Source organism: Ornithinicoccus hortensis (assembly GCF_006716185.1).
Taxonomy (GTDB): Bacteria; Actinomycetota; Actinomycetes; order Actinomycetales; family Dermatophilaceae; genus Ornithinicoccus; species Ornithinicoccus hortensis.
Map to the genome: position 1 here is coordinate 177,539 of NZ_VFOP01000001.1, position 26,012 is coordinate 203,550.

Annotated in this window: 19 protein-coding genes; 11 read left to right on the top strand and 8 right to left on the bottom strand. The window is 74.0% G+C overall.

Translation table 11 applies throughout. From position 1 onward, the window contains the following. Positions 1-61 precede the first annotated feature (61 nt). The 5 genes from recC to FB467_RS00800 all read left to right on the top strand — a co-directional run bounded on the left by recC (position 62) and on the right by FB467_RS00800 (position 9,435). A complete protein-coding gene (gene recC / locus FB467_RS00780) occupies positions 62-3,451 on the top strand; it encodes an exodeoxyribonuclease V subunit gamma (RefSeq protein ID WP_141783394.1) in 3,390 nt (1,129 codons plus the stop codon). Next, the gene (locus FB467_RS00785; protein WP_141783395.1) at positions 3,448-6,840 is read left to right on the top strand and encodes a UvrD-helicase domain-containing protein; all 3,393 of its coding nucleotides are present in this window, start codon (positions 3,448-3,450) and stop codon (positions 6,838-6,840) included. The genes recC and FB467_RS00785 overlap by 4 nt, the downstream gene beginning before the upstream one ends. Then, positions 6,837-8,705 (top strand): exodeoxyribonuclease V subunit alpha, encoded by a 1,869-nt coding sequence (recD, locus tag FB467_RS00790; RefSeq protein ID WP_141783396.1) that lies wholly within the window; start codon positions 6,837-6,839, stop codon positions 8,703-8,705. Before FB467_RS00785 ends, recD begins: the two co-directional genes overlap by 4 nt. Before the next feature lie 73 nt (positions 8,706-8,778). Beyond that, positions 8,779-9,117 carry a hypothetical protein gene (locus FB467_RS00795; protein WP_141783397.1) on the top strand — a complete coding sequence of 113 codons (339 nt, stop codon included), beginning with the start codon at positions 8,779-8,781 and terminating at the stop codon, positions 9,115-9,117. A 3-nt stretch (positions 9,118-9,120) separates the two neighbouring features. Then, the gene (locus FB467_RS00800) at positions 9,121-9,435 is read left to right on the top strand and encodes a hypothetical protein (protein WP_141783398.1); all 315 of its coding nucleotides are present in this window, start codon (positions 9,121-9,123) and stop codon (positions 9,433-9,435) included. Between the two features lie 59 nt (positions 9,436-9,494). On the opposite strand, the gene FB467_RS00805 is transcribed toward FB467_RS00800, so the two are convergent. The 4 genes from FB467_RS00805 to FB467_RS00820 all read right to left on the bottom strand — a co-directional run bounded on the left by FB467_RS00805 (position 9,495) and on the right by FB467_RS00820 (position 11,957). Continuing rightward, positions 9,495-9,824, bottom strand: coding sequence for a DUF4333 domain-containing protein (locus FB467_RS00805; RefSeq protein ID WP_141783399.1), 330 nt, complete (start codon positions 9,822-9,824; stop codon positions 9,495-9,497). A gap of 390 nt (positions 9,825-10,214) precedes the next feature. After that, the gene (locus FB467_RS00810; protein WP_141783400.1) at positions 10,215-10,889 is read right to left on the bottom strand and encodes a hypothetical protein; all 675 of its coding nucleotides are present in this window, start codon (positions 10,887-10,889) and stop codon (positions 10,215-10,217) included. Next, positions 10,886-11,479 carry a sigma-70 family RNA polymerase sigma factor gene (locus FB467_RS00815; protein WP_141783401.1) on the bottom strand — a complete coding sequence of 198 codons (594 nt, stop codon included), beginning with the start codon at positions 11,477-11,479 and terminating at the stop codon, positions 10,886-10,888. Before FB467_RS00815 ends, FB467_RS00810 begins: the two co-directional genes overlap by 4 nt. A 43-nt stretch (positions 11,480-11,522) precedes the next feature. Further along, on the bottom strand, positions 11,523-11,957 hold the full coding sequence (locus FB467_RS00820; protein ID WP_141783402.1) for a VOC family protein: 435 nt from the start codon (positions 11,955-11,957) through the stop codon (positions 11,523-11,525). Between the two features lie 96 nt (positions 11,958-12,053). Between FB467_RS00820 and FB467_RS00825 the strand changes: the two genes are divergently transcribed. Further along, a complete protein-coding gene (locus FB467_RS00825; RefSeq protein ID WP_141783403.1) occupies positions 12,054-13,046 on the top strand; it encodes a helix-turn-helix transcriptional regulator in 993 nt (330 codons plus the stop codon). Here FB467_RS00825 and FB467_RS00830 read toward each other — a convergent pair. Beyond that, positions 13,033-13,596 (bottom strand): DinB family protein, encoded by a 564-nt coding sequence (locus FB467_RS00830; protein WP_141783404.1) that lies wholly within the window; start codon positions 13,594-13,596, stop codon positions 13,033-13,035. The genes FB467_RS00825 and FB467_RS00830 overlap by 14 nt on opposite strands. Before the next feature lie 219 nt (positions 13,597-13,815). On the opposite strand from FB467_RS00830, the gene uraD reads away from it, so the two are divergent. From uraD to guaD, 5 genes are read left to right on the top strand one after another with little or no spacing between them, the layout of a single operon-like run. After that, on the top strand, positions 13,816-15,753 hold the full coding sequence (uraD, locus tag FB467_RS00835; protein WP_141783405.1) for a 2-oxo-4-hydroxy-4-carboxy-5-ureidoimidazoline decarboxylase: 1,938 nt from the start codon (positions 13,816-13,818) through the stop codon (positions 15,751-15,753). Positions 15,754-15,784: 31 nt separating this feature from the next. Beyond that, positions 15,785-17,293, top strand: a complete 1,509-nt coding sequence (locus tag FB467_RS00840; protein WP_141783406.1) for a xanthine dehydrogenase small subunit — start codon at positions 15,785-15,787, stop codon at positions 17,291-17,293. After that, positions 17,290-19,725, top strand: a complete 2,436-nt coding sequence (xdhB, locus tag FB467_RS00845) for a xanthine dehydrogenase molybdopterin binding subunit (protein ID WP_141783407.1) — start codon at positions 17,290-17,292, stop codon at positions 19,723-19,725. The genes FB467_RS00840 and xdhB overlap by 4 nt, the downstream gene beginning before the upstream one ends. A 3-nt stretch (positions 19,726-19,728) precedes the next feature. Continuing rightward, the gene (gene xdhC, locus FB467_RS00850; RefSeq protein WP_141783408.1) at positions 19,729-20,556 is read left to right on the top strand and encodes a xanthine dehydrogenase accessory protein XdhC; all 828 of its coding nucleotides are present in this window, start codon (positions 19,729-19,731) and stop codon (positions 20,554-20,556) included. After that, a complete protein-coding gene (gene guaD / locus FB467_RS00855; RefSeq protein WP_228393493.1) occupies positions 20,553-21,857 on the top strand; it encodes a guanine deaminase in 1,305 nt (434 codons plus the stop codon). Before xdhC ends, guaD begins: the two co-directional genes overlap by 4 nt. Positions 21,858-21,876: 19 nt before the next feature. On the opposite strand, the gene FB467_RS00860 is transcribed toward guaD, so the two are convergent. The 3 genes from FB467_RS00860 to FB467_RS00870 all read right to left on the bottom strand — a co-directional run bounded on the left by FB467_RS00860 (position 21,877) and on the right by FB467_RS00870 (position 25,960). Then, a complete protein-coding gene (locus tag FB467_RS00860) occupies positions 21,877-24,444 on the bottom strand; it encodes an ABC transporter permease (RefSeq protein WP_141783409.1) in 2,568 nt (855 codons plus the stop codon). After that, complete coding sequence (locus FB467_RS00865; protein WP_141783410.1) at positions 24,441-25,211, bottom strand: ABC transporter ATP-binding protein; 771 nt, start codon at positions 25,209-25,211, stop codon at positions 24,441-24,443. Before FB467_RS00865 ends, FB467_RS00860 begins: the two co-directional genes overlap by 4 nt. Positions 25,212-25,336: 125 nt before the next feature. Then, positions 25,337-25,960 (bottom strand): response regulator, encoded by a 624-nt coding sequence (locus tag FB467_RS00870; RefSeq protein WP_244932756.1) that lies wholly within the window; start codon positions 25,958-25,960, stop codon positions 25,337-25,339. Positions 25,961-26,012: the final 52 nt, after the last annotated feature.

Sequence of the window (26,012 nt, forward strand, 5' to 3'; positions counted from 1 at the left end):
CACGGCCGCGTGGGCGTGGGGCGTGGGCGGTCTGTCCCCGCCCGGCAATACGGTGGTCCCCGTGGGACTGTTCATCCATCGCGCGGAGCGCACCGACCTGCTCGCCGACGAGCTCGGTGACCTGCTGGCGACCCCCTTGGCGGACCCGTTCGCCGAGGAGGTCGTCGTGGTGCCCGCGCGCGGGGTGGAACGGTGGCTCACCCAGCGCCTGTCGCACCGGCTGGGCACCGGTCCCCGCGGGGGCGACGGCGTGTGCGCGGGCGTGCGCTTCCTCAGCCCCCGGTCGCTGGTCGCCCTGCTCCTGGACGCGGAGCGGGACGACCCGTGGGACCCCGACCGGCTGGTGTGGCCGCTGCTGCGGGTGATCGACGAGAGCCTCGACGAGCCGTGGGCAAACACCCTGGCGCTGCACCTCGGCCACGGCCGGGAGGACGAGGAGGCGCAGCTGCGGCAGGAGCGGCGTTACGCGGTCGCCCGCCGCCTGGCCGGCCTGTTCGCCTCGTATGCCGTGCAGCGCCCGTCCCTCGTCGCCGACTGGCGGCAGGGTCGGGACAGCGACGGGGCGGGCCACCCCCTGGACCCGGACCTCCACTGGCAGCCCCGGCTGTGGCGCGCCCTCGTGGACCGGGTCGACAGCTCGCCACCCGACCTCCGGCATACGGAGACGGTGCAGCGGCTGCGGGACGGCGGTGACGGTCTCGACCTCCCCCCGCGGCTGTCGCTGTTCGGACACACCCGGGTGCCGGTCACCGAGGTCGAGCTGCTCGACGCCCTGGGCACGCTGCGCGACGTGCACCTGTGGCTGCCGCAGGCCTCCCCTGCCTCCTGGGACGCGCTGGCCCCGGTCGCGACCGGGCCGGTCTCCCGGCGCGAGGACCCCACGACCGCGATGGTGCGCCACCCCCTGCTCTCCTCGCTGGGCCGCGACGCCCGCGAGCTGCAACGCACCCTCGCCGTCGCCGACGCCGGGCCCACCCCGGACCCGCGCGACCTGGCCACCCCGCAGACCCTCCTCGGCTGGTTGCAGGCCGACCTGCGGCACGACGCCCCACCCGACGGCGCGACCCGGGCAGCGCGGCCGGTCGACCCGGCCGACGACACGGTGCAGGTGCACGCCTGCCACGGCGCCGCCCGGCAGGTGGACGTGCTCCGGGAGGTGCTCGTCGGGCTGCTGCAGGACGACCCGACGCTGGAGCCGCGCGACATCCTGGTGATGTGTCCCGACATCGAGACCTACGCCCCGCTGATCCAGGCCGGCTTCGGCATGGCCGACCGGCTGCTGGACCAGGTCGGGACGGGGCACCCGGCACACCGGCTGCGGGTCCGGCTCGCCGACCGCGCGCTGTCCAGCACCAACCCGCTGCTCGCCGTCGCCGGGACCCTGGTGGCCCTCGCCGGGGGCCGGGTCACCGCGACCGAGGTGCTCGACCTGGCCTCGACGGCCCCGGTGCGCCACCGGTTCGGGCTGTCCGACGACGACCTGGAGCAGGTCACCGCCTGGGTAGCCACCGCCGGCATCCGGTGGGGGTTGGACCACGAGCACCGGGGCCGCTACCGGTTGTCCTCGCTGGGGCAGAACACCTGGCGGTTCGGCCTGGACCGGGTGCTGGTCGGGGTCGCGCTGGCCGAGGACGAGCACCGTCCGCTCGGCACCGCGCTGCCGGTCGACGACGTGGGCAGCAACGACATCGACCTGGCCGGTCGGCTCGCCGAGCTGGTCGACCGGTTGGACCACACGCTGCGCTCCCTCGCCGCGGCGGGCACCGTCACCGAGTGGATGTCCGCGCTCGGCGAGGGCGTCTCCCGGCTGACCGACGTGCCGACCGCGGACGCCTGGCAGGTGGCCCAGTTCGAGCGGGAGCTGGCCCGGATCGAGGACGCGGCCACCGCCGGGTCCCGGGACACCCCGTTGCGGCTGGCCGACGTGCGGACGCTGCTGCAGGACCGGCTGTCCGGCCGGCCGACCCGGGCCAACTTCCGCACCGGCACGCTCACCGTCTGCACGATGGTGCCGATGCGCTCCGTGCCGCACCGGGTGGTGTGCCTGGTCGGGCTCGACGACGGGGTGTTCCCCCGCAGCACCAGTGCCGACGGGGACGACGTGCTCGCCCGCGACCCGCTCACCGGCGAGCGCGACACCCGCAGCGAGGACCGGCAACTGCTGCTCGACGCGATCATGGCCGCGACCGACAAGCTGGTGATCACCTACACCGGCGCCAACGAGCACAGCGGGGCAAGCCGTCCGCCCGCCGTCCCGCTCGGGGAGATCCTGGACGCGGTGCTGGAGACCGCGACCCACCCGGCGCCGCGCAAGGCCGGGTCCGACCTGGTGGTGCGCCACCCGCTGCAGCCGTTCGACCCCCGCAACCTGGTGCCGGGCCGCCTCGTCCCGACCGCGCGACCGTTCAGCTTCGACCGGTCGGCCCTGGAGGGGGCCGAGGCCGCCTCCGGCGAGCGGGTGCCGCGGCGGCCGCTGATCGCCGAGCCGCTCGCCCCGCAGGAGCCCGCGGACCTCAACCTGGCCGACCTGCAGGCCTTCTTCGCCCACCCGGTGCGGCACTTCCTGCGGCGCCGCCTCGACGTGTCCTCCCCGCTCGCCGCCGAGGAGACGGTCGACGCGATGCCGATCACCCTGGACGGCCTGGAGAAGTGGGACGTCGGCGACCGGCTGCTGCGCGACATGCTGGCCGGGATGTCGCCGGACGCCAGCATCGACGCCGAACGGATCCGGGGCCTGCTCCCGCCGCAGCAGCTCGGGGTCGCCACCCTGACCGAGGTGTGCGGGGTGGTGCAGACGCTGGTCAACTCCTCGGCCCCGCTGCGCGCCGAGCCGGCCCGCACCGTGGACGTCGATATCGACCTGGGCGACGGTCGCCGGCTGACCGGCACGGTGCCTGGCGTGCACGGCAACCGGGTGGTCAGCACCACCTACTCCTCGCTGCGGGGCAAGCAGCGGCTGGCCTCCTGGATCAACCTGCTGGCCCTGACGCTCGGGCACCCGCACACCCCGTGGACGGCGCACGCGGTGGGCCGCTACGGCAAGGGCGGCCGGGTCAGCGTCATCGGCGGACTCGACCACTCCGCAGCCACCTGGTTGCGGGACCTGGTCGACATCTACGACCGGGGCATGCGCGAGCCGGTGCCGCTGCCGGTCAAGACCGCCGAGGCGTATGCCGACGCCTGGGCCCGCGCGCACGGCCCGCACGACCCGGAGCTCGCCAAGGCCGCCAGGGGCGCCTGGACGACCGACCGGGGCAAGCCGTACCTGCCACCCGGGGAGAACGAGGACCCCGCCCACGTGCGCATCTTCGGTGCCGGGTCACCGGTCGACGTGCTGTTGGGGCCGCCCCGGGCGGACGAACGCTGGAACGACGCCCCCACCCGTCTCGGTCAGTACGCCCTGCGCGTCTGGCAACCGCTGCGCGCGCACGAACGGTTGGGCAGGCTATGAACCCCGCCGTCCACCCACCGGGCCACGGCCGGGCACCCGAGCCGTTCGACATCCGCGACCCGCTGCCCACCGGCACCACGCTGCTGGAGGCCAGCGCCGGCACCGGCAAGACCTGGACCATCGGCGCCCTGGTCACCCGGTTCGTCGCCGAGGGTGTGGCCACCCTCGAGGAGATGCTGGTCGTCACCTTCGGCAAGGCCGCCAGCCAGGAGCTGCGCGAGCGAGTCCGGGCCCAGCTCGTGGAGGCCGAGCACGCCCTCGCCGACCCCGCGACCGCACCCTCCGACAACGAGGTGGTCACCCTCCTGCTGGCCTGCGACCCCGCCGAACAGGCCCTGCGGCGACAGCGGCTCCGGGCGGCGCTGGCCTCCTTCGACGGGGCGACGATCGCCACCATCCACCAGTTCTGCCACCAGGTGCTGCGCAGCCTGGGCGTCGCGGGCGACACGGACGCCTCGGCCCGGCTCGTGGAGGACCTGGACGACCTGTTGGTGGAGGTGGTCGACGACATCTACCTGCGCGGCTTCGCCCGGTCCGAGCGGCCGGAGTTCAGCCACGCGGAGGCGCTGAAGATCGCCCGCGAGGCGGCCGGCAGCAACCCGCAGGCCCGGCTGGAGCCGGCCGACCCCGAGCCGGGCAGCGTCGCCGCTCGGCGGGTCGGCTTCGCCCGCGCGGTCCGCCAGGAGCTGGCCGCCCGCAAGCGGCGGCTCGGCGTGCTCAGCTACGACGACCTGCTGTCCCAGCTGGCCGACGCCCTGCAGCGCGAGGACGCACCGGCCCGCGACCGGATGCGCCGGCGGTGGAAGGTCGTGCTGGTCGACGAGTTCCAGGACACCGACCCCGTGCAGTGGCAGGTCTTCGACCGGGCCTTCTCCGGCCACGCCACGATGGTGCTGATCGGCGACCCCAAGCAGGCCATCTACGCCTTCCGCGGCGGCGACGTCGTCACCTACCTGGAGGCCGCCCGCACCGCGGCGACCGCGAAGACCCTGGGCACCAACTGGCGCTCGGACGCAGCGCTGCTGGAGCGGCTGCAGGTGGTCCTGCACGGGGCGGCGCTGGGCGACCCCGGCATCGTCGTGCACGACGTCCGTGCCGCCCACCCCGGCTCCCGCCTGTCCGGGGCGCCCCACCCCGACCCGTTCCGGTTGCGGGTGGCCCGTCGGGACCAGTTCGGCAACCTCAAGCGCGGGGCCCTGCCGACCGTCGGGCCGGTGCGCCAGCACATCGCCAGGGACGTCGCCCGCGACATCACCGGGCTGCTGGCCTCGGGCGCGGAGTTCGACGGCAGGCCGCTGCAACCACGTGACATCGCCGTCCTGGCCCATGCCGGCGACCGGCTCACCGAGGTCAAGGAGGAGCTGCGCAAGCTCGGCGTGCCGGCCGTGGTCTCCGGGGGCGGCACCGTCTTCCAGACCCCCGGCGCCACCGAGTGGCTCACCCTGCTCGAGGGCCTGGAGCAACCGCACCGCTCCGCCCGCGTCCGGGCCGCCGCCCTGACCTCCTTCATCGGCCACTCGGCCGAGGACCTCGACCAGCAGGGCGACGCCCTGACCGACGCGGTGGCCCGGCGGCTGCGCGACTGGGCCGAGCTGTTCGACCGGCGCGGGGTCGCAGCGGTCATGGAGGCCGCCACCATCGACGGGCTCCCGGCCCGGGTGCTGCGGACCGCCGACGGGGAGCGCCGGCTGACCGACCTCCGGCACACCGCCCAGGCCCTGCACGAGGCGGCCGTCGCCGACCACCTCGGGCTGGTCGCCCTGCTCACCTGGCTGCGCCAGCAGATGGCCGAGGACCGCCCGGCGGGCACCAACTCCCGCACCCGGCGGCTCGACAGCGATGCCGCGGCGGTCCAGCTGGTCACCATCCACGGGAGCAAGGGCCTGCAGTACCCCATCGTCTACCTGCCCTACCTGTCCGAGCGCTGGCTGCCCCCGACGATCGACATCCCGATGTTCCACGGCTCGGGACCGGACCGGCTCCGCTCGATCGACGTGGGTGGCGAGGGGCACCCCGACTTCGAGGGCAACACCGTCCGGCACCGCGAGGAGGAGGCCGGGGAGTCGCTGCGGCTGCTCTACGTCGCGCTGACCCGGGCCCAGTCGCAGGTCGTGGCGTGGTGGGCACCGAACAGCAACATCCGCGCCTCGGCGCTGCAGCGGATCCTGCTCGGTCGCCCGGCCGGGGTCGCCGAGGTCCCGGACGTGACCCAGGCGCCCTCGGACGACGACGCGGCAGCCGCCTTCGCCGCCTGGTCGGCGGCCGGCGGGCCGGTCATCGAGCCCTCGGTGGTCGCCGAGCCGGTGGAGGCCGACCTGCGGGAGGAGACGGACCGGCTCGGGGTCCGCGACTTCTCCCGCACGGTCGACACGGACTGGCGGCGCACCTCCTACTCCGCGCTGAGCAGGGCCCTGGAGCAGGTCGACCAGCGGGCCGACGCGGTCGGCAGCGAGCCGGAGGAGCCGCCCCGCGAGGACGAACCCCCGGCCGAGCTGCCGGTCACCGACCTGCCGGACCCGGACGCCCTGATCCCCGACCCCCGACTCACCGTGCCCTCCCCGATGGCCGACCTGCCCGTCGGCGCGACCTTCGGCTCCCTGGTGCACGGCGTCCTCGAGGACGCCGACCCGGCCGCCCCCGACTTCCGCGAGGAGCTCCTGGACCGGATCGGCGACCAGCTGGTCCGGTGGCCGGTCCCGCTGGACCCCGCGGAGCTGGCCGACGCCCTGGAGCAGGTCTGCGACAGTCCGCTGGGGCCGCTGGCCGGGGACGCGACGCTGCGCCGGATCCCGCTGGCCGACCGGCTCCCGGAGATGGAGTTCGAGCTGCCGCTGGCCGGCGGCGACGTGGCGGACTACGACGCGGGGACGGTCCAGCTCGGTGACGTCGCGGTGCTGCTGCGCCGGCACCTGCCCGAGGGCGACCCGCTCATCCCGTATGCCGAGCTGCTGGAGACCCAGCCCCTGCTGGCCGACCAGGTGCTGCGGGGCTATCTCACCGGGTCGGTCGACGTCGTGCTGCGGCTCGGCGAGCGCTACCTGGTGGTCGACTACAAGACCAACTGGCTGGGCACCGCCGACACCGAGCTGACGGCATACGACTATCGGCCGGAGGCGCTGGCCGCCGCGATGGGCCACTCCGACTACCCGCTCCAGGCGCTCCTGTATGCCGTGGTGCTGCACCGCTTCCTGCGCTGGCGGCAGCCCGGCTACGACCCGGACCGGCACCTGGGCGGGGTGCTCTACCTCTACCTGCGCGGCATGTGCGGCCCGCAGACCCCGGTCGTCGACGGGCACCCGACCGGCGTCTTCTCCTGGCGGCCTCCGACCGCCCTGGTGCTCGCCCTGTCCGACCTGCTCGACGGGGCACCGGAGGAGGACGTCCGATGACCGAGATCTTCGAGCTGACCGGTCGGTTCGACCGCCGGATCGCGCTGTCCTCCGAGGGGCTGCTGCGCGAGTTCAACGACGCCGGCGTCCTCACCGCCGCGGACGTGCACGTCGCCCGCCGGCTCGGGGTGCTGGGCGGCGAGGGCGACGAGCGGGTGCTGCTGGCGGTGGCCCTGGCGACGCGCGCCGTGCGGCTCGGATCCGTGTGCGTGGACCTCGCCGGCGTGCGGGACATCGCGCCCGAGGCCGAGACCCCCGAGAACGACCTGCCCTGGCCGGACCCTGCCGGGTGGGCCGAGGCGGTCGCGGCCAGCCCGCTGGTCGAGGCCGGGGTGCTGCGCTGGGAGTTCGACCTGCTCTACCTGGACCGCTACCGGCAGCAGGAGGTGCAGGTCGCCCAGGACCTGCGGGACCGGGCGGCCGAACCCCCTCCACCGGTGGACGACGCGGTCCTCGAGGCCGGCGTGCTGCAGGTCTTCCCCGACGACGGGTACGCCGAGCAGCGGGCCGCGTCCCTCCGGGCCGCCCGGCAGTGGACCACCGTCCTCACCGGCGGCCCGGGCACCGGCAAGACGACGGCCGTCGCCGGGCTGCTCGCCCTGCTCGCCGAGCAGGCCGAGCACGCCGGTGCCCGACCGTTGCGGATCGCGCTCACCGCGCCCACCGGCAAGGCCGCGGCCCGGTTGCAGGGCGCGGTCGCCGACGCGTCCACCCGGCTCCCGCAGGCCTACCGGGACCGGCTCGGGGAGCTGCCCGCCGCCACGCTGCACCGGCTGCTGGGGGTGCGCCCGGACAACGCCACCCGGTTCCGCCACGACCGGAGCAACCACCTCCCGCACGACGTGATCGTGGTGGACGAGACCTCGATGGTGTCGCTGACGATGATGGCCCGGCTGCTGGAGGCTGTGCGACCCGACACCCGCCTGGTCCTGGTCGGGGACCCCGACCAACTCGCCTCGGTCGAGGCCGGGGCGGTCCTGTCCGACCTCGTCGCCGGGCTCGGCGCCGCTCCCCGCGCGACCAACCCACCCGCGGGCCAGGACCGCTCGCCCGTGGCAGCGCTGCGCACCGCGCACCGCTACGGGCAGGAGATCGGGGCGCTCGCCGACGCGCTCCGAGGCGGTGACGCCGATGCGGTGCTGGCGGCGCTGCGGTCCGGCGGGGACGCCGTGCAGTTCCTCGAGGTCTCGGACGCTGCCGAGGCCGCGGAGGCGCTCCGTCCCCACCTGCTCCGCCCCGCACTCGAGCTCCGCGACCTGGCCCGGCGGGGCGACTCGCGGGGAGCGCTGGAACTGCTGGACCGGCACCGGCTGCTGTGCGCCCACCGCGCCGGCCCGTTCGGGGTGCGCACCTGGAACCGGCGGGTGGAGCAGTGGATCACCGAGGAGACGGGTGACCCGTTGTGGGAGCCGATGTATCCCGGTCGCCCGCTGCTGGTCACCGCCAACGACTACGGGCTGGGGCTCTACAACGGCGACACCGGCGTCGTGGTGCGCCCCTCAGGGTCACCCCGCTCGGGGCCGACCGACGGCGCAGCACTCCCGGGAGGAACCGTCGCCGTGCTCGCCGGGGCGACCGGCACGGTGGAACTCGCGACCAGCCGCCTCGCTGACGTGGACACGATGCACGCCATGACGATCCACAAGAGCCAGGGCAGCCAGGCCGACGTCGTGACCGTCCTGCTGCCCGATGCGGACTCCCGCCTCCTGACCCGCGAGCTGTTCTACACCGCGGTCACCCGCGCGCAGTCGACCGTGCGCGTCGTCGGGTCCGAAGACGTGGTCCGGGCCGCCGTCGAGCGCCGGGTGCAGCGGGCCAGCGGGTTGCGCCACCGGTTGGCCGGGCCGCCCGCGGCCGAGCGCTGACTCCGGTCGCTGACGATCGCCGGCCACCGGTTCCGGACCCGTCCGGGTCACGCCCGTGTGGCATGCTGACCGGATGAGTCAGGGGGACTACGGCCAGCCATATCCCGGGGGGCCGGTAGCGGCTCCGCCTCGTCTTGCCACGGGCCGGATCGTCGCCACCGTGATCGCCGTGCTCGCCGCGGTGCCGCTGGCGCTCGGAGCGGCGATGCTGCTGATCAGCACGGATGCGGACCGCGACATGCACGGCTATCTGCGGATCCTGGGCTTCTTCGTCATGGTGCCCGGACTGCTCGTCTTCGTCGCCGCGCTCCCGCTGGCGCTCCCCCCGAGGCTCCGGCTCCCCTACGTGGTGCTGCTCGGCCTGCTGCTCGTGGTGCTGGCCTTCTGCTACCTGCTGTGGGTGCGTCGCTGACCTATGGACCCCTCCGACTCCCCGACCCGTGACCCGTTCCGCCCGATCGGGATCACCGTCAGCGTCCTGGCCACCGTCTTCATCCTGGTCTGCGTCTGGGCCGTCCTGGCCAGTCCGCCGGTCGAGCACGGCCCGGACCCGAACGGGAACCGGCGGGTCTTCGCGTTCATCATGATGGTGCCTGGGTTCCTCGCGCTCATCCTTGCCCTGCCGTGGGCGCTGCCCCGGGCCTGGCGCAAGGTGACCCTGTCGGTGTCGCTGGGCATCGTGGGGCTCGCCGTGCTCTTCGTGGTGTGGGCGAACATCTACGCGCCCTGAGCCCACCACCCCCAGCCAGGGTCAGCCGGCTTCTTTCGACCGTTCGGCCGGAGTCTGCGTCAGTCGGGGTCGCCGACCGCGAGCGGCTCCAGGCTGAACCGCACCTCGTCGTCGTTGACCTCCACGGCCTCGACCCGGATCCGGTCCACCTGGCCACCGGCCTCGTCCACCCCGACGATCTCCACGTCGCAGATCACGGTCGCGCCGACCTCGGGCGGCAGGCCCTCGCGGCAGTCGACGGACTCCAGTTGCAGGCCCTGGGCGTCCGCCTGCTCCCGGATGCTGTCCTCGAGGTCCCCGGCGGAGACCTCCTGGCTGCACCCGGCGAGACCGAGGGCCGCGAGCGCGAGGGCGCCTGCTGCGAGGGGTACGCGTCGGGTGCGGGACATCGTGGCTCCTGGTGTCGGCGGGGTCCGGCGGTCCCGGCCAGGTTAGGCGATCGGGGTCCGACGGGCCGCACCCGCGGGGCGGACACGGCTGGTGTGGAAACCTTTGGGGCCCATAGCCCCCATTTGTTTCCACACCAATCCTGCGCGCAGGCGGGGCTGCGCCCGCACCCGGGCCGCCCCCAGGCGGTCAGCTCGTGCCTCGAAGCCACCAACGGGTCACGTCGTGACGCTCGACCGCCTCGACCGGCCGGGCGGACACGGCTCGCGTGGAAACCTTTGGGGCCCATAGCCCCCATTCGTTTCCACACCAATCCTGCACGCGGGCGGGGGCTGCGTCCGGACCCGGGCCAGCCCCAGACGGGCAGCTCGTGGCTCGAGGCCACCCGCAGGTCACGGGGTGGCGCTCGACCACACCCGTCCGGACTCGGCGACCAGCTCGACGGTCTCAACCGGCTGGGCGGGCACCGGGACGACCCAGCTCTGGGGGCCGGCACCGTCGAGGGTCCACGACCCGACGTCCTGCGTGGAGCCGTCGGACAGCACCAGGCGGCAGGTGTACCGCGCCCCAGGTGGGCCGTCGGTCACCTCGACGACCAACACCTCCTTGCCGGCGGCGCGGCTCGGGGCGACGCGGCCGACCAGCCCCCCGTCCGCGGTGCGCAGCGCACCCGGCGGCTCCGTCACGGCCACCGGGGCACCGGCCGGCGGCGCCGGGTCCGCGGTGACGCCCACCGTGATCGCAGCCCCGGCCACCAGGCCGAGGAGACCGGCGGCCACGGTCGGCCAGACCCGCCACCGCCTGTCGGCAGCGGGCGCGACGACCGCTGGGGTGCGCCCGCCGGGGGTATGCAGTGCCGCCACCACGCCGGGCAGGAAGTCCGGCGGCGGGGCCACGCGAGGCACTGCCGGCAGGACGTGCGCGACGGCGTCGGCCAGGTCCTGGTAGTCGCGCCGGCACCGGGCGCAGTCGGCCAGGTGGGCCGCAGCCTGCCCCGTGGCGTCCGCCGAGCCGCCTAGCGCCAGGTCCAGGATCAGGTCGTGGTCGGGGTGTCCGGTCGTGGTCATCGGTCCCGTTCCCCCTCACGCTGCAGGGCCGCCGCGTCCTCCCGGAGCCTGCGCAGACCGGTGCGGATGCGGGTCTTGGCCGTGCCGAGCGGGATCCCCTCCCGCTGCGCCACGTCCGCGGCGGTGCAGCCCGCCAGGACGGCGAGGACCACGGCCCGCGCCTGCTCGGGGGAGACGTCGTGCAGCCGGCGCACCGCCCGGCTGGTCTCCAGCCGGAGCTGGGCCGTCTCGGCCAGGTCCGGCACGGACAGGGCGTCCTGGACCAACTGACCCAGGACCTCGTCGTCGGTCGGTGTCGCCCGCCGCGCCCGGACCGCGTCGATCGCGGCGTTGCGGGTGATAGTGAGCAGCCAGGTCAGGACCGAGGCCCGGCGCGGGTCGTAGGTGTCCGCGGCCCGCCAGGACCGGACGAAGACCTCCTGGCTGACGTCCTGCGCCAGGCCCGGGTCCCGGGTGATGGCGACCGCCAGTCCGTACACCGCCCCCTGGAACCTGCGGACGAACGCGGCGGAGACCGCCGGGTCCTCCAGCGCCAGCCCGGCCAGCAGGGCGGCGTCGTCGGCCCGGTCCGCGCGCGAGGGTCCGGCCATGCTCGAGGGTACGGCCGCGGGGCCCCGGAGGGATTGACTGCCGTCAGCCTCGCAGCCCGGCGGGGCGCTGCGCCAGGACCTCCTGGTAGTGCTGGTTCTCCATGATGCCGAGCACGTTGCCGAACGGGTCCCGCACCGACGCCGTGACGAACCCCGGGCCGCGGACGGTGACCTCCTCGAGCGCGACGGCGCCCAGGTCGAGCAGCCGCTGCCGGGCCGCCCGGACGTCGTCGACCGCCCAGTAGGCCACCGACGCGCCACTGGCCGGCCCGTCCAGGACGGCGGCGTCCGGCCAGTACCGGCGGTCCATGATCCCCAGCTCGTGGGCGTAGTCACCGATCCGGAACTCGGCGTAGGCCGGGGGCCCCTCCTCGGGCCGGCGGAAGTACGGCTCGGCGCCCAGCACCCGGGCGTACCAGTCCACCGCCTCCGCGACGTCCTCGGCGGTGTAGACGATCGTGCTCAGTCCTCGCAACATGGGTGGCTCCTCACCTCGGTGGTGTGTGTTCCGACAGGTCCACCCTCCTCGACAAAGTGCTCACCTCATGACTACTTTTCGTGGCACGATCGCGTCATGCGCGCGGACCGGCTCGTCGCGGCGCTGCTGGTCCTCCAGCAGCGCGGCCGGGTCACGGCCGCCGAGCTGGCGCAGGAGCTCGAGGTCTCGCTGGCCACCGCCCGGCGCGACCTGACAGCGCTGGCGGGCGCCGGCATACCGGTCTATCCGCAGCCCGGGCGGGGTGGCGGCTGGGCCCTGGTGGGCGGGGCGCGGACCGACCTCAGCGGACTCACCGCCGACGAGGCACGGGCGCTGTTCCTGCTGATCGGACCGGCGGCAGCGGTCTCGGAGGAGGCCAAGAGCGCGCTGCGCAAGCTGCTGCAGGCCCTGCCGAGGACGTTCCGCCCGGAGGCGCAGGCCGCGGCCGGCGCCACCCTGATCGACCCGACCCGGTGGGGCGAGGTCGACCGGCACCGCCCCGCCGTGGTGGACGGTCTCCGGTCGGCGGTGATCGCGGCGCGGCGCGTCGACCTCTCCTACCGCGACGCCCGCGGGGAGACCAGCCGCCGCCGGGTCGACCCGTGGGTCGTCGTCGACAAGGACGACACCTGGTACCTCGTGGCGCACACGGAGCGCGGCCGGCGCACCTTCCGGATCGACCGGATCGTGGCCGCGACGGTGACCGAGGAGACCTTCACCCGTCCGGATGCGGCCACGCTGGAGGCCGCCTGGGCAGAGATCGTGGAGGAGGTGGAAGCGCGGCGCTCCCAGAGCTGGGCCACGGTGCTCGTGCCGGAGCACCTCGCGGGCGTCCTGGCCCACCAGTTCGGGCGGCACCTGGTCCGCGAGCAGCCGCACGCCGACGGTCGGGCCCGGGTGCGGGTGGGAGCACCGACCGCGCTGGACCTGGCCCGCCACCTCGCGGGCTGGGGGTCGCTGGTCGAGGTGGTGGGGCCGGACACGGTGAGAGACCAGCTCGGCCGGATCGGGCGCGAGCTGGCCGGCGCCTACTCCCCGCGCCACGGCCCTCACCCTGGCGCGGACGGGACCGGGGCTACTCCCCGGTGAGGCCGTCGATCGACTCCCGGATCAGGTCGGCGTGGCCGGCGTGCCGGCCGTACTCCTCGACCATGTGTAGCAGGACGTAGCGCAGCGTCACCGGGTCACCCTCCGGCGGCGGACGCAGCGCCACCGTGTCCAGCCCCTCGGGGGTGGCCAGCAACTCGTCGGTGATCCGGTCGGACTCGGCGATCGCGCCGTCGTAGAGCGCGAGGAGCTCGGCCGGAGAGTCCTGGTCCGCGCTGTGATGGTCCCAGTCCTCGTCGGCGTCCCAGTCCACGCTCGCCCACGGCTCGGCATACCCGGTCCCGCGCAGCACGCAGGAGAACCACCAGTGCTCGACCAGCGCCAGGTGCTTGAGCAACCCGCCGAGGGTGAGCTCCGACGGCTCGTGCCGGGTCCGCAGCGAGGCCGCGTCCAGGCCCTGCGCCTTGAGTCGCACGGAGGCCCTCAGGAACGCGACGTAGGAGCGGAGCAGGGTCACCTCGTCACCCTGGTGGGGCGGGTCGACACGGCGGGTCGTGGTGTCCGGCACGGAAGCTGGGTCTGGGGTGGTCATCCGCAGACCGTACGCCGTCCGGCGGCGGGGATGCCACGGGGATTCGGCGGGGGCAAACTCGCCCTTGACGTTCCACACAGACGGTCCGACATTACCCAATGCGGAATATCAATTTCGCAGGGCGGTATACGTCGTCGTGTTCGACCCCGAACATACCCGACAAGGACCAGCCGCCCAAGAACGTCGCGCCGCGTCGAAGCGGCCCGAGGAGCGCCAACGATGTCCTCCACCCCAGCACCCGCTGCTCCCCCAGAATCGTCTGAGGAAGCCCCTCGCACCGTCCACCCGGTCGACGAGATCCTCCCCGCACCCAAGCTCGCCGTCTACGGCATGCAGCACGTCCTCGCGTTCTACGCGGGCGCCGTGGTGGTGCCGATCCTGCTGGCCAACGCCATCGGGTTGTCCACCGAACAACTCATCCACCTGATCAACGCGGACCTGTTCACCTGCGGGATCGCCTCGATCATCCAGTCGATCGGCTTCTGGAAGGTCGGCGTCAAGCTGCCGCTGCTCCAGGGCGTCACGTTCACCGCCGTGTCCCCGATGATCGCGATCGGGCTGGCGGCCGGCGGCGGCACCGACGGCCTGCTGGTGATCTACGGCGCGGTCATCGTGGCCGGCCTGTTCACCTTCCTGATCGCGCCGTACTTCAGCCGGCTGATCCGGTTCTTCCCGCCCGTGGTCACCGGCTCGGTGATCTCCATCATCGGGTTGGCGCTGCTGCCCGTGGCGGCCACCGACGCCGCCGGCGGGGCCGCGAACTTCGAGCCGACCAACGCCAAGAACATGGCCTACGCCCTGGGCACGCTGCTGCTGATCGTGGTGATCCAGCGGGTGTTCAAGGGCTTCCTGGCCACCGTGGCGGTGCTGGCCGGCCTGGTGATCGGCACGCTGGTCGCCTTCGTCCTGGGCGACGCCCACTTCGACGCGGTGGCCACCTCCGACTGGTTCGGGGTGACCACGCCGTTCTACTTCGGCTGGCCGAAGTTCTCCTTCGCCGCGATCGTCTCGATGATCATCGTCATGCTGATCACCGCGGTCGAGACGACCGGTGACGTCTTCGCCACCGGCGAGATCGTCAAGAAGCGGATCAGCAAGGACGACATCGCCCGGGCGCTGCGGGCCGACGGCCTGTCCACCACCATCGGTGGCGTCCTGAACTCCTTCCCCTACACCTGTTTCGCCGAGAACGTCGGGCTGGTCCGGCTCACCCGGATCAAGAGCCGCTACGTCGTGGCGGCGGCCGGCGTCATCATGATCATCCTGGGCGTGCTGCCCAAGGCCGGTGCGCTGGTCGCGGGCATCCCGCACCCGGTGCTCGGCGGTGCCGCGCTGGCGATGTTCGCCACCGTCGCCGTGGTCGGCATCCAGACGCTGTCCAAGGTGGACTTCGACGACCACCGCAACGTGGTCATCGTGGCCACCAGCCTGGGCCTGGCGATGTACGTCACCGCCGTGCCGGATGTCGCCAAGGCGGTGCCGAGCTGGGCCGAGATCCTGTTCGGCAGCGGCATCACGCTGGGCAGCATCACCGCCATCGTGCTGAACTTCGTCTTCTTCCACGTGGGCAAGAGCCGCGGCCCGGCCGTGGCCGGCACCCCCGGCGAGCTGATCCGCCTGTCGGAGGTCAACGCGATGGACCAGGAGACCTTCACGCGGACCTTCGGCGGCATCTTCCAGGGCCCGACGTGGCCGGTCGAGCGGGCCTACGGCTTCCGGCCGTATGCTGACACGCTGGACCTGCGCCGGGCCTTCCAGGAGGCGCTGTTCTCCACCACCCAGGAGGAGCAGCTGGACCTGATCAACAGCTACCCCGACCTGGGCCCGGCCGGTGGGCAGCGCGGCGCGGACTCGCTGCGCGACCAGTCCTCCCTCGGGCTGGAGCGGCTGGCCGAGGCCGAGCAGGAGGAGCTCACCGATCTCGCCGCCGCCTACCGCGAGCGCTACGGGTTCCCGCTGATCATCTGCGTGCGCGAGCAGACCTCCGTCGAGGACCTGCTGCAGCACGGCTGGGAGCGGATGGGCAACCCCGACGTGCAGGAGCACGCCGCCGCCCTCGTGGAGGTCGCCAAGATCGCCGGGCACCGGTTCGACGACCTGGTCGCCGGGGCCAACCCGATCCATTCGGCCCGCAGACGCCACGTTTCGCCGGAGTGAGTGCCATGATGAAGGACAGAGGAGCTGGACAATGACTGGGTTGCACGCCACCGTGAACGGCACCGCCGCCTCGCTCGGTGAGATCACGCCACACACCACCGCGCTCAACTGGTTGCGCGCTCAGGGCCTCACCGGGGCGAAGGAGGGCTGCGCCGAGGGCGAGTGCGGCGCCTGCGCCATCCTGGTCGCCCGTCCCGACGAGTCCGGCAACACCGTGTGGACGTCGGTCAACTCCTGCCTGGTGCCGGCCGCCGCGCTGGACGGCCAGGAGGTGGTGACCTCCGAGGGACTGGCCGCCGACGACGGCACGCTGCACCCGGTGCAGCAGGAGATGGCCGTCCGCGGCGGGTCGCAGTGCGGCTACTGCACCCCCGGCTTCGTCTGCAGCATGGCCGCCGAGTTCTACCGCCCCGGCCGCTGCGGCGGCGGGTGCGGGGCGGACGAGGCCCCGGCCGCGGGCACCGCCGAAGGGTCCGCGGACGGGCAGCCCGCCCACGCCGACGGCCACGAGGTGGGCCCCAACGGGTTCGACCTGCACGCGCTGAGCGGCAACCTGTGCAGGTGCACGGGTTACCGCCCGATCCGGGACGCCGCGTATGCCGTGGGGTCGCCCGGGGAGGACGACCCGTTGGCCCAGCGGCGGGACCAGCCCGCGCCCCCGCCGGCCGCCACCCGGATCCAGCGCGAGGAGAGCGAGTTCGTCCGGCCCGCCGACCTGGCGGAGACCCTGGAGGTGCTCGCCGAGGACCCCGACGCCACCCTGGTGGCAGGTGCCACCGACTACGGCGTCGAGATCAACATCCGGGGCACCCGCCCGTCCCGGGTGATCGCGATCGACCGGCTGCCCGAGCTGCGCACCTTCGAGATCGGTGAGGACCGGGTCGAGCTGGGCGCCGCGCTCACCCTGTCCGAGATCGAGCGCCGGCTCGCCGGCCGGGTGCCGCTGCTGGACGCGTTGTTCCCGCAGTTCGCCTCCCGGCTGATCCGCAACGGGGCCACCCTCGGCGGCAACCTGGGCACCGGCAGCCCGATCGGGGACAGCCCGCCGGTGCTGCTGGCGCTGGAGTCGGTGCTGGTGCTGGCCGGACCGGGCGGCACCCGCGAGGTGCCGCTGGCCGACTACTTCACCGGCTACCGGCAGACCGTCAAGGAGCCCGGCGAGCTGATCGCGGCGATCCGGTTCCCGCTGCCGCTGTCGACCACGACCGCCTTCCACAAGATCGCCAAGCGCCGCTTCGACGACATCTCCAGCGTCGCCGTCGGCTATGCGCTCGAGATCAGCGACGGCGTCGTGGCCAAGGCCCGGATCGGACTGGGCGGCGTCGCCGCCACCCCGATCCGCGCGCTGGAGACCGAGCGGGCCCTGGAGGGCCAGCCGTGGACCACGGAGACCGTGCGCCACGCGGCGTCCCTGCTGGCCGCCGAGGGGACCCCGATGGATGACCACCGGGCCAGTTCCCGCTACCGCGCCGCGATGCTCGGCACGTCGCTGCGCAAGCTACACGCCGAGTCCGCACCGTCTCAGGAGGTCGGAGCATGAGTCACCTGTCGCAACGTCCCGCGTCCCCGTCCGTCGGGCTCGAGGTCCCGCACGAGAGTGCCGTCGGCCACGTCACCGGTGAGGCGCTCTACACCGACGACCTGGTCGGCCGCAGCACCGGGGTGCTGCACGCCCACCCGGTGCAGGCCCCGCACGCCCACGCCCGGGTGGTGCGGCTGGACCCGGGCCCCGCCCTGCAGGTGCCCGGCGTGGTGCGGGTGCTCACCGCCGAGGACGTCCCCGGGGTCAACGACGCCGGGGTGAAGCACGACGAGCCGCTGTTCCCCACCGAGGTCATGTACTACGGCCACAGCGTGGCGTGGGTGCTCGGCGAGACCCTGGAGGCCGCACGGCTGGGCGCCGCCGCGGTCGAGGTGGACTACGAGGTGCTCCCTGCCCTGGTCAGCGTCCGGGACGCGATCGAGGCGGAGAGCTTCCAGGGCGCCCAGAAGACGCTGACCCGCGGCGACGTGGACGCGTCCCTGGCCGACTCCACGCACGTGTTCACCGGCGAGTTCGAGTTCTCCGGGCAGGAGCACTTCTACATCGAGACGCACGCCTCGCTGGCGACGGTCGACGAGGCGGGTCAGGTCTTCGTGCAGTCCAGCACGCAGCACCCCTCGGAGACCCAGGAGATCGTGGCCCACGTGCTGGGCCTGCACAACCACGAGGTCACCGTGCAGTGCCTGCGGATGGGCGGCGGCTTCGGCGGCAAGGAGATGCAGCCGCACGGCTACGCCGCGATCGGCGCCATCGGGGCCCGGCTCACCGGGCGTCCCGTGCGGGTGCGGCTGACCCGCACCCAGGACATCACCATGTCCGGCAAGCGGCACGGCTTCCACGCCAGCTGGGAGGCGGGCTTCGACGACGACGGCCGGATCCGGGCGCTGCGCGCCACGATCACCGCCGACGGCGGCTGGAGCCTGGACCTGTCCGAGCCGGTGCTGGCCCGGGCGCTGTGCCACATCGACAACGCCTACTACATCCCCAACGTCACGGTGCTCGGCCGGATCGCCAAGTCCAACAAGACCTCGCAGACCGCCTTCCGCGGGTTCGGCGGGCCGCAGGGGATGCTGGTCATGGAGGACCTCCTCAGCCGGGTTGCCCCGGCCCTGGGCCTGACCCAGGAGGAGATCCGCGAACGCAACTTCTACGCCCCCGGCGAGAGCACCCCATACGGACAGCCGGTGCGGCACGCCGAGCGGATGCACAAGGTCTGGGCCCAGGTGATGGAGCAGAGCGACTTCGCGGCCCGGTCCGCGCAGATTGCCGAGTTCAACGCCACCCACGAGCACACCAAGCGGGCCATCGCGGCCACCCCGGTGAAGTTCGGGATCTCGTTCAACCTCAAGGCGTTCAACCAGGCCGGCGCCCTCGTGCTGGTCTACAAGGACGGCTCGGTGCTGGTGAACCACGGCGGCACCGAGATGGGCCAGGGCCTGCACACCAAGATGCTGCAGGTCGCGGCCACCGCGCTCGGCGTCCCGCTGTCCAAGGTGCGGCTGGCGCCCACCCGGACGGACAAGGTGCCCAACACCTCGGCCACCGCGGCCAGCACCGGCGCCGACCTCAACGGCGGTGCGGTCAAGAACGCCTGCGAGCAGATCCGGGAGCGGCTCACCCAGGTCGCCGCCGGGCAGCTCGGCTGCCCGCTGACCGACGTGCGCTTCGTCGACGGCAGGGTCACCGCGCTCGGCCTGGACACCAGCCTGGACTGGGACGACCTGGTCAACATCGCCTACTTCCAGCGGGTCCAGCTGTCCGCCTCCGGGTTCTACCGGACCGAGGGGCTGCACTGGAACGCCGACACCTTCCAGGGCGAGCCGTTCAAGTACTTCGCCTACGGCGCGGCGGTCACCGAGGTCGAGGTGGACGGCTTCACCGGGGCCTACCGCTCCCGGCGGGTCGACATCGTGCACGACGTGGGCGACAGCCTGTCCCCGCTGATCGACATCGGCCAGATCGAGGGCGGCTACGTCCAGGGCGCCGGCTGGCTGACCCTGGAGGACCTGCGGTGGGACACCTCCGACGGTCCGCACCGGGGTCGGCTGCTGACCCAGGCCGCCTCGACCTACAAGCTGCCGAGCTTCTCGGAGATGCCCCAGGAGTTCAACGTCACGCTCTTCGAGCAGGCCCACGAGGACGGGGTCGTCTACGGCGGCAAGGCGGTCGGCGAGCCGCCGCTGATGCTGGCCTTCGCGATGCGCGAGTCGCTGCGCAAGGCGGCCGCCGCGTTCGGCCCCGACGGCCGGATGACCGAGCTGGGCTGCCCGTCGACCCCGGAGTCCGTCTTCTGGGCGCTGGAGGCTGCCCAGCTGGAGAGCGAGCCGGAGACCCAGCACACGGTGCGGCCGTCCGCGACCCTGAGCTCGGACACCCCGTCGGCCTCCCCGACCCGACCGGCGCCGCAGCCGGTGCTCACCGCGGAGTAGGCCGTGGCCACCTGGTTGCAGGCCGTCAACCGGCTTCGCGCCTCCCGCACCCCCGGGGTGCTCGTCACGGTCGTCACGGTGCGCGGCCACGCGCCCCGGGACACCGGCGCGAAGATGGTCGTGACGGCCGACGCCGTGCACGACTCGGTGGGTGGCGGGAACCTCGAGGAGACCGCCATCCAGCGCGCCCGGGAGATGCTGGCCGACGGCGTCACCGACCCCGAGCAGGTCACCCTGGGGCTCAGCGACAAGGCCCCGAACCGGCACGGTATGCAGTGCTGCGGCGGTGAGGTCACCCTCCTGCTCGAGCCGTTGGCCGTGGTGCCCGCGGTGGCGATCTTCGGGATGGGCCACGTCGGCCTGGAGCTGGCCCGGATCCTGGCCCGGCACGACCTGGAGCTCTACCTGGTCGACAGCCGGGCCGACCAGGTGTCCCCGCAGCGCCTGGCGGTGCTGGAGGACTCCCCGGCCCACGTGCACGTGCACCACGCCCCCGTGCCCGAGCTGGTGCTCGGCCAGGTCCCCACCGGCACCCACGTGCTGGTGATGACGCACGACCACGGCGAGGACGCGGCGCTGTGCGACGTCGCGCTGCGCTGCAGCCACCTGGCGTCGATCGGGCTGATCGGCTCCTCGGCCAAGTGGGGCCGGTTCCGCAAGAAGCTGGCCGCGGAGGGCCACTCCGAGGAGGCGCTGGCCCGGATCACCACCCCGATCGGGGTGCCCTCGATCAGCGGCAAGGACCCGGCGACGATCGCGCTCAGCGTGGCGGCCGCCCTGGTGCCGTCCTTCGACGAGGCGCGCCACGGCATACGGCAGGAGACGCGGTGAGCACGCTCTACCGGGCCCGGGTGATGGACACCCCGGACAGCCCGTTCACCGGTGCCGGCCTGCGGGCCGAGGAGGACGTCGCGCTGGTGGTCGAGGACGGCACCATCGTCACGCGGGGGCCGTACGACGCGGTCCGCGACGCGCACCCGGATGCCGAGGTCGTCGACCTGCGCGAGGGGATCCTGCTGCCCGGTTTCGTCGACGCGCACGTGCACTTCCCGCAGGTGCGGGTCATCGCCGGGCTCGGGATGCCGCTGCTGGACTGGCTCACGCACTGCGCGCTGCCCGAGGAGGCGCGGCTGGCCGACGCCGGCTACGCCCGCGGGGTGGCGACCGACTTCGTCAGCGGGCTGCTCAACGCCGGCACGACGTCGGCGCTGGTCTTCGGCTCCCACTTCGCCCCCGCCGTCGACGAGGTCTTCACCGAGGCCGCGCGGACCGGGCTGCGGATCACCGCCGGGCTGGTGCTCAGCGACCGGATCCTGGAGCCCGCCGGGCTGCTCACCACCCCAGAACGGGCCTACCAGGAGTCCCGCGCCCTCGCCGACCGCTGGCACGGCACCGGCCGGGCCCGGTATGCCGTCACGCCCCGGTTCTCGCTGTCGGCCAGTGACCCGCTGCTCGAGGTGAGCGGGGCGCTGCTCAAGGACGTGCCCGGCTCCTGGTTCACCTCGCACGTCAACGAGAACGGTGCCGAGGTCGCGACCGTGGCGCAGCTGTTCCCCGACGCGCACGACTACGTCGACACCTACGACCGGCACGGGTTGGTCGGCCGGCGCAGCGTGCTGGCGCACAACGTGCACCCGACGGACCGGGAGCTGGCCGTGCTGGCCGACCAGTCCGCCACCGTGGCGCACTGCGCGACCAGCAACGCCGCGCTCGGCAGCGGGCTGTTCCCGCTGAAGCGGCACATCGAGCACGGGGTCCGGGTGGCCCTGGGCTCCGACGTGGGCGCCGGGACCGGTTTCGCGATGCTCAAGGAGGGGCTGCAGGCCTACTTCGCGCAGCAGCTGCTCGGCAAGGAGGGCCTGCCGCTCACCCCGGCGCACCTGCTGTGGCTGTCCACCCGGGCCGGCGCCGAGGCGCTGGACCTCGGGGACGAGGTGGGCGACCTGTCCCCCGGCCGGGCGTTCGACGCGGTCTGGGTCTGCCCGCCGGAGGGCAGCACCCTCGACATCGGGCTGCGGCACGCCCAGGACGCCGACAACGCGCTCGCCCGGATCTTCGCGATGGCCGGCCAGGCCGACCTGGCCCGGGTGTGGATCGGGGGCGAGCGGGTCAGGCCGGTCGACCCGGCCTGACCCGCCCCACGGCATACGGTCAGGGCGCGGCCAGCCCCGCGGCCGGCGCGATCCGGGCGGCCCGGCGGGCCGGCAGCACCGAGGCCAGCAGCCCGGCGACGACCGCGACCCCGAGGACGGCACCCAGCTGGCCCCACGGCAGGGCGAGCGCGACGGCGGTGTCCTCCGGCAGCAGGGTCTGCACCCCGCACCAGGCGTAGACCGTGCCCAGCAGCACACCCAGCACGGCGCTGACGACCGCGACGAGGATCCCCTCGGTGGTCAGCATCGCGCGCAGCTGGGCCCGGGTCAGGCCCAGCGCCCGGACCAGCGCGTTCTCCCGGGTGCGTTCCAGCACCGACAGGGCGAGGGTGTTGGCGATCCCGACGACCGCGATCAGCACGGCCACCCCGAGCAGCCCGGTCGTGACGAGCACCAGGACGTTGAGCACGGTGTCCATCTCCTGGCGCAGGGCCGCGGCCCCGTCGGCCCAGGCACCCTCCGGCTCCACCACGGAGCGGATGTCGGTGACCACGGAGCCGACGTCGGCGTCGTCCGCCAACCGGATCGCGATGGCCCCGGTGCGGGCGTCCAGCGCCAGTTCCTCCAGGGTCTGCGGGGACACCAGCCAGCCGCTGCCGAGACCCGCCTCCACCAGGGTGACCTCACGGCTGCCGGCCGGTCCCCGGACGGTCACCGCCTGGCCCGCCTCGAGCCCGTACATGCTCAGGTCGTCCTCGCTCATCCCCAGCGTTCCGGGCCCGAGGTCGTCCAACACCGAGTCGTCGCGCAGCGCCGACGCAACCTGCGTAGCGTCCACCCCGTAGGCGGGCGACTCGGCCAGCAGTTCCCCGTCGCCCTGCTCCAGGGACAGGAACGCGCCGGGCAGGGGGACCGCGGCCTGCACCCCGTCGAGCGCCCGGACCTGGTCCACGACCGGCGCCTCGAGGGACCGGAGCACGGCCCCGACCTCCTCCGGGTCCTGCCCGGGGGCGGCCTCCGGCCAGTCGTAGCTGGCCTGGACCGCGACGTCCAGCGGGAACTGGGCGTCGATCTCCCGGTCCGCGGTCCGGGCCGCGGAGGCGGCACCGACCGAGGTCATCGTGATCAGCGTGACGCCGATCAGCAGGGCGGCGCTGGTGGCCGCGACCCGGGCGGGGTTGCTCACCGCGTTGCCGACGGCCAACCGTCCGGGCACGCCCGCGGCGCGGGCGGGGATGCCCAGCACCCGGATCGCGGCGGGCACCAGGAAGACGGCACCGACCAGGACCCCGAGGAAGCTGACCAGCCCGCCGAGCACGCCGACGACGACCGAGCCGGCCGAGACGGCGTAGACCAGGGCCGCAGCCCCGGCAGCCAGGAGCCCGAACGACCCGGCGATCCGCACCAGGCCGGGGCGGGAGCCGGCGGTGGGGGCGGCGGTCGGCTGGAGCGCGGCCAGCGGGGCCACCCGCGTCGCGCGCCGGGTCGGCCACCAGGCCGCGCCGACGGTGACCACCAGACCCACCAGCCACGGCGCCACCAGCGCGGTCGTGCTCGGGACCAGCCCGAGCTCGACCGGGATCCCGAGGTCCACCTCGCCGATGGCCGACGCCGCGGCCGCCACCGCCCCGACTCCCACGAGCACCCCGAGGGTGGAGGAGACCACGCCCAGCACCAGGGCCTCGAGCAGCACGGTCCGGCGGACCTGGCTGCGGGTCGCCCCGACGCAGCGCAGCAGGGCCAACTCCCGGCTGCGCTGGGCGAGCACGATGGTGAACGTGTTGGCGATGACCAGCGCGGTCGTCGCCAACGCCACGGCCCCGAAGCCGAGCAGCACCGGGCCCAGGAGGTCCATGCCCCCGGTGGCGTTGGCCACCCGGAAGGCGGCCTCCTCCGTCCCGGTGCGCAGCGTCGTCCCCGGGGCGGCCGCCTCCACGGCGGCCCGGGCGTCGGCCTCGCTGGCGCCGGCCAGGTCGAGCGTGACGTGCTCGAACTCCACGCCACCCCACGCCGCCAGTCCGTCCTCGGACCCGACGATGACGTCCTGCCAGGTCAGTCGCGGGTCGTCGCCGACGTCCACGACCCCCACCACGGTCGGGTGCAGCGCCGCCGGCTCCTCACCCGCGACCTCCTCGCCGTCGTCCCCGAAGGCCGGGTAGGGCGTGAAGGTGACGGTGTCGCCCGGCTCTGCGCCGGAGGTCCGGGCCAGCTCCACGGAGACCGCGACCTCGTCCGGACCGGCCGGCAGGCGCCCGTCAAGGAGGGCGACCCCGCGCCCCTGCGGCATCGTGGTCGCCAGCATCGGCAGGTTCGTTTCCCCGGTGCCGTAGACGCGGGCGGAGGCGTCGGCGACGTCGACCCCCTCGATCGCGCGCAGCGCCGCCACGGTGTCCGGCGTGAGAGACTCGCTGCCGCCGGTGACCACGAGGTCGTGACCCGAGACGGCACCGGCGACGGTGTCCTGGACCCCACGGTCCAGCGAGTTCAGCGCCAGCAGGGTCGTGGTGACGAAGGCGACCCCCAGGACGACCGCGAGCACCGTGGCGCCGAGCCGCCGGGCGTGGCCGCGCAGCCCCGCGAGGGCCAGTGCGCCCGTCCCGCCACCGACCCCTGTCGCGGCGCTCACTTGGCGCCCAGCCCGGTCAGCCGCTCGAGCACGTGCTCGGGGGTCGGGTCCTCGATCTCGCCGGCCACCCGTCCGTCGGACAGGAGCAGCACCCGGTCGGCATACCCGGCGGCGACCGGGTCGTGGGTGACCATCACGACGGACTGGCCCCACTGGTCGACGCTGCGCCGCAGCAGACCGAGCACCTCGGCGCCGGTCCGGGAGTCCAGTGCCCCGGTCGGCTCGTCGGCGAAGACCACGTCCGGCCTGGTCACCAGCGCCCGGGCCAGCGCCACCCGCTGCTGCTGCCCGCCGGACAGCTCACCCGGGCGGTGCGCCAACCGGTCCTCCAGGCCGAGCCCGGTCACCACCGACCGCAGCCAAGCCGGGTCCCCCTGCGACCCGGCGAGCTGCAGCGGCAGCCTGATGTTCTGCTCGGCGGTCAACGTCGGCAGCAGGTTGAAGGACTGGAAGACGAAGCCGACCCGGGAGCGCCGCAGCCGCGTCAGGGCCGTGTCGTTCAGGTCGGTGAGCTCGACGTCGCCCAGGAAGACCCGGCCCGCGGTCGGGGTGTCCAGCCCCGCCAACAGGTGCATCAGCGTCGACTTGCCGGACCCGCTCGGCCCCATGATCGCGGTGAAGCGGCTGGACTCGATCCCGACGTGCACGCCGTCCAGGGCGCGCACCGCGGTCGCCCCCTTGCCGTAGGTCTTGGTCAGGTCGACGGCGCTGGCGGCGAGTGCCGTGTCGGGGCGGGCGGCCCCCTGCGAGGTCAAGGTTTCGGTCATGCCCAGAAACCTACGGAGCGCGCACCCCGCCCCGCGTCGGTCCCGGGACTGGACCTGCGCCCGGCCGGCTGCGACGCCGGGGGCACCCCTCGTCATACCAGGGTCTGACCCGTGGGCGCCGCCGGTCAGTCCCCGACGAGCCCGGTCTCGTATGCGGTGATCACCATGTGCACCCGGTCGCGGAGCGCGAGCTTGTGCAGGATCCGACCGATGTGGGTCTTCACGGTGGCCTCGGCGAGGAACAGTTCGGCCGCGATCTCGGAGTTGCTCAGGCCTCGGCCGACGGCCACCAGGACCTCGCGCTCCCGGTCGGTGAGCGCGGCCAGGCGCCGCTCGGCGGCGTCGGCGGCCGCTGTCTCGTCGGCGGCCGCGCCGGAGGGGAGGTGGTCCACGAACCGCTCGAGCATCCGCCGGGTGGTGCTCGGCGCCACGACCGCGTCGCCGCCGTGCACCGCCCGGATGGCGCTGAGCAGCTCGGCGGGGCCGGCGTCCTTGAGCAGGAAGCCGGCCGCACCGGCCCGCAGGGCCGCGAAGGCGTACTCGTCCAGGTCGAAGGTGGTCAGCACCAGCACCTTCGGGCTCGGCCCGGCCGCCGAGAGCTGCTGGGTGGCCTGCACCCCGTCCACCCGGGGCATCCGGATGTCCATCAGCACCACGTCGGGGCGCACCACCGGGATCGCGCTCAGCGCGGCGGCCCCGTCGCCCGCCTCACCGACGACCGTCATGTCGTCCTGCGCGTCCAGCACCATCCGGAACCCCGCGCGCACCAGTTCCTGGTCGTCGACCAGGAACAGCCGGATG

Bases quoted from the DNA above. Each gene is read 5' to 3' on its own strand.
- FB467_RS00870 (WP_244932756.1), bottom strand. From the start codon at position 25,960: ATGGTGCTGGACGCGCAGGACGACATGACGGTCGTCGGTGAGGCGGGC.
- uraD (WP_141783405.1), top strand. From the start codon at position 13,816: ATGTCCTCCACCCCAGCACCCGCTGCTCCCCCAGAATCGTCTGAGGAA.
- FB467_RS00795 (WP_141783397.1), top strand. From the start codon at position 8,779: ATGAGTCAGGGGGACTACGGCCAGCCATATCCCGGGGGGCCGGTAGCG.
- FB467_RS00810 (WP_141783400.1), bottom strand. From the start codon at position 10,889: ATGACCACGACCGGACACCCCGACCACGACCTGATCCTGGACCTGGCG.
- FB467_RS00825 (WP_141783403.1), top strand. From the start codon at position 12,054: ATGCGCGCGGACCGGCTCGTCGCGGCGCTGCTGGTCCTCCAGCAGCGC.
- xdhB (WP_141783407.1), top strand. From the start codon at position 17,290: ATGAGTCACCTGTCGCAACGTCCCGCGTCCCCGTCCGTCGGGCTCGAG.
- FB467_RS00805 (WP_141783399.1), bottom strand. From the start codon at position 9,824: ATGTCCCGCACCCGACGCGTACCCCTCGCAGCAGGCGCCCTCGCGCTC.
- FB467_RS00815 (WP_141783401.1), bottom strand. From the start codon at position 11,479: ATGGCCGGACCCTCGCGCGCGGACCGGGCCGACGACGCCGCCCTGCTG.
- FB467_RS00820 (WP_141783402.1), bottom strand. From the start codon at position 11,957: ATGTTGCGAGGACTGAGCACGATCGTCTACACCGCCGAGGACGTCGCG.
- FB467_RS00800 (WP_141783398.1), top strand. From the start codon at position 9,121: ATGGACCCCTCCGACTCCCCGACCCGTGACCCGTTCCGCCCGATCGGG.
- FB467_RS00865 (WP_141783410.1), bottom strand. From the start codon at position 25,211: ATGACCGAAACCTTGACCTCGCAGGGGGCCGCCCGCCCCGACACGGCA.
- recD (WP_141783396.1), top strand. From the start codon at position 6,837: ATGACCGAGATCTTCGAGCTGACCGGTCGGTTCGACCGCCGGATCGCG.
- FB467_RS00785 (WP_141783395.1), top strand. From the start codon at position 3,448: ATGAACCCCGCCGTCCACCCACCGGGCCACGGCCGGGCACCCGAGCCG.
- FB467_RS00840 (WP_141783406.1), top strand. From the start codon at position 15,785: ATGACTGGGTTGCACGCCACCGTGAACGGCACCGCCGCCTCGCTCGGT.
- FB467_RS00830 (WP_141783404.1), bottom strand. From the start codon at position 13,596: ATGACCACCCCAGACCCAGCTTCCGTGCCGGACACCACGACCCGCCGT.